Here is a 3105-nt window from a genome sequence, read left to right on the forward strand (position 1 = left end):
CCGCATTGGTCACCACCCGTGGCGTGATCAAAACAATCAGCTCCGTCCTGTCACGAGATTTCGAGGTAGTACCGAACAACCATTTCAACCCCGGAATGCTCGACAACCCCGGCACGCTGGAGGTCGATTCGGCGTTGTCCTGTTTGATCAAACCGCCGAGCAGCACGGTCTGGCCGCTTTGCACGGCGATTTGGGTGGAAACCGAGCGGGTCGAGATGCGCGGGTTGGGTTGGGTTGTGGTGACGTTGCTGGTATCGGCGTCGCTGACTTGTTGCTGGATGTCCATGTACACCAGGCCGCCGGGATTGATCCGCGGAAGTACGTCGAGGATCACCCCGGTCTGCACATATTCGACGCTGCTCAACGTGGTGTCGGAATTGCTGGTGTTGACCGTAGTTTGGCTGATCGGGATGTTGTCGCCGACCTGGATTTGCGCTTGCTGATTGTTCATCACCACCAGCGACGGCGCGGACAACACCTGCGTGCGCCCGTTGGTTTCAAGTGCGTGCAGCGCAACTTGCAGGTTATTGCTGACGAAGGAATAGAACAGCGAATCCGCTGCGCCCAGCCCTGCCCCGCCGGCGCCGAGCGCGCCTTGGTTGCCGCTGGTGTTGGCGACCGTTGTGCTGGATGAATTGCCCGCCAGTTTGCCCAGATACCACTGCACGCCAAGGTCCAGTTCGCCGGTCAGTTTGACCTCGAGGATGCGCGTCTCGATCTGCACTTGCTGCGGCAGGTTGTCGAGGCGTTTGATCGCCGATTCGATCTCTTTCCATTGCGCCGGACGGGTGCGCACCAGCAACTGATTAGTACTTTTCTGCGCGGTGATGCGCACGCTTTGTTCCAGGCTCTGCTCGGATGATTGAGCGCCCGACTCGGCAGCCTCGTCGGTTTCGCTGTCGGTCATTTCGCCGCCGGAGGATTCGTCCTCGGCGCTCTCTTCTTCACTGCTCGATTGCCCGCGATTGTTCTCCGCGCCGAGGCCGGCGGACGCTTGCGAGGTGCCGCTGGAAAGCCCGTTGCCGCTGCCATTGAGCGACGACAGCGACGTGGTGCGCAAACCTGGCGCAACCTTGGCTGCCGCGTCTTCCTTGATCGCGCCGTTGCCGTAGATCTGGCGCAGGTATTTGGCCAGATCCGAGGCTTTCATATTGCGCACGTCATAGACGTACATTTGCGGCTCGTTGCCGCCGCCCTCGTCGATGGTCGCGATCCAGTCGCCGACTTCCTGCAAATAGGCTGGCTGCGACGAGATGGCGACGATGGAGTTGGTGCGTTCGTTGGGCATGAACTTGACCATGTTGGCCAACGGGATGCCGCTGTCCGGCCCGAATAGTTTTTGCAGTTGCGGCATCAGTTCGGCCACCGATGCGCGTTGCAGTCCGTAGACGCCGATGGACATGCCCTTAAGCCAGTCGACGTCGAAGGTGTCGATGGTGTCCTGATAGTTGGCCAGTTCATCCGGGGTGCCGGCCAGGCTCAGCACGTTGCGCGCCGGGTCCACCAGCAGGAAAGCATTCTCGCGGGCGAAGGGTTTGAGCAGTTTCTGCATTTCCGTGGCGGAGATGTAGCGCAGCGGGAACAGCCGCGCGGTCAAACCGGTGGACGGTCGGGCGACCGGCATTTCCGGCACCAGTTTGCCGGCGACCGCCTGGTTCGACGGCAGGATCACGTAGCGGTCGCCTTGGCGGATCATCGCGTTATCGGTCCACGACAACAGGGTTTCCAGAATCGACAGTGCTTGCTGCTGGTTGACCGGTTTCGACGTGGAGAAACTCACGTTGCCTTTGACGCCTTGAGCGATGCTGTAATTCTCGTGCAGCAGGTCGCCCATGATGCTGTTGATGACCGCTTCGATCGGTTGATCAGTGAAGTTGAAGACGATGTCGCCGCTCGGCGCCGCGCCCGACTTTGCAGCGGAGGCTGGCGCCGGTGGACGGACAAAGCTCTGATTGCCGCGGATGATCTGCCGCCGCGCTGGCGCAACGCTCGCGGACGCCGAAGGGCTGGCCGCAGTCTCCGGCGCCTCCACCACGGGCGCGCGCTGCGAACCGGTACCGTTGAGTGCTTCCTGTATCAGGGCCGGGTCGTTTTCTGTCGACGACGGCGTGGACGCGCAGCCAGCCAGGGCGATGGCCGTGGCAAGACAGAGCAATGGGCTGCGCAGACGAAAGATTTCAGGGAAGCAATTGTTCATGGTCTCGGTACATTTGGAAGAGTGATGACGGGAGCCGTCGATGGCGGCGGTAGGCGGAGCACGGGCAAGCTCAACTGGCGGGTCTGGCCCTGATAGGTAAAAGTCGCTTGCAGCGGGCTGAGTTCGCTCAGGGTCCAGCCATCGTCCAGCGCGGCGCCGACGGCAAGTTTGCGCGCGCGTTTGTTGGCCAGGCGCAACAGTGCCCACTGCCCCTGGCCATCGATGATCACGCCGGTCAGGACGATGCCTTGCAGCGCGGTCGTTGCGCCTTTGCCGCTGACGAGATCGGGCTTGCGATCAGCGCTGAAAATCGATTGTTGCCAGCTCAGGCTGAGTGCCTGCGCCGTCAGCGTCGGCAAAGGTTGTGGCGCGGCGTTGGCCGGCAGATTGCGTGGCGCAGCGGCGGGCAGCCAGTGCGCTTCTCGCCCGGCGCCGAGCAGCAGCGAAATAACCACGCCGCCGAGCACCGCGGCGACGGTTATCAACAGCAGATTGATCCGGCTGAACCTCATGCTTCAGGCTCCTTGCCGGCGGCCGGCTGCAGATACCCGCGCAACAGCAGATTCACCTGCAAGCGCCCGGCACCTCCGCTGGCCGGCGCGGAGGTCTGGCGACGGATGCTCACGTGGTCGACGAATAGAAACGGCTGCGCGTATTCCAGATCGTGCAGCAGCCCGGTCAGCGGCTCCATGGCACATTCCAGAGTGAGGCTGACTTTGACTTGGCGATACGGCTCGGCGCTGTTTTGTTCCGGGGTAATTGGCATCCGCTGCGTGACCTGGCAACCCGGCCCTTGATCTGCATGGGCCTTGACCAGATCGAGGCTGCGTTGCATCAAGTCGGCGGCCACGCCGCTGGGGTCGGTGCCGGGCAGCAGACTGCTGCGGCTTGCCGGATCGCGACGAGCC

At 62.5% G+C, this 3105-nt stretch carries 3 protein-coding genes; all 3 read right to left on the bottom strand.

Annotation, left to right across the window (positions count from 1 at the left end; translation table 11 throughout):
• On the bottom strand, window positions 1-2197 hold a 2197-nt coding region (gene gspD / locus BI292_RS09625), incomplete at its 3' end, for a type II secretion system secretin GspD (RefSeq protein ID WP_101207736.1).
• The gene (locus BI292_RS09630; protein WP_101207737.1) at window positions 2194-2709 is read right to left on the bottom strand and encodes a general secretion pathway protein GspN; all 516 of its coding nucleotides are present in this window, start codon (window positions 2707-2709) and stop codon (window positions 2194-2196) included. The genes gspD and BI292_RS09630, both read right to left, overlap by 4 nt.
• Window positions 2706-3105 (bottom strand): type II secretion system protein GspM (gspM, locus tag BI292_RS09635; protein ID WP_178076559.1); only part of this gene is annotated, 400 nt, incomplete at its 5' end. The genes gspM and BI292_RS09630, both read right to left, overlap by 4 nt.

This window comes from Pseudomonas sp. 43NM1 (genome assembly GCF_002836905.1).
In the GTDB taxonomy this organism is placed as follows: Bacteria; Pseudomonadota; Gammaproteobacteria; order Pseudomonadales; family Pseudomonadaceae; genus Aquipseudomonas; species Aquipseudomonas prosekii.

What these genes read in the sequence shown, in the direction of transcription:
- BI292_RS09630 (WP_101207737.1), bottom strand. Translation starts at nt 2,709, where the DNA reads ATGAGGTTCAGCCGGATCAATCTGCTGTTGATAACCGTCGCCGCGGTG.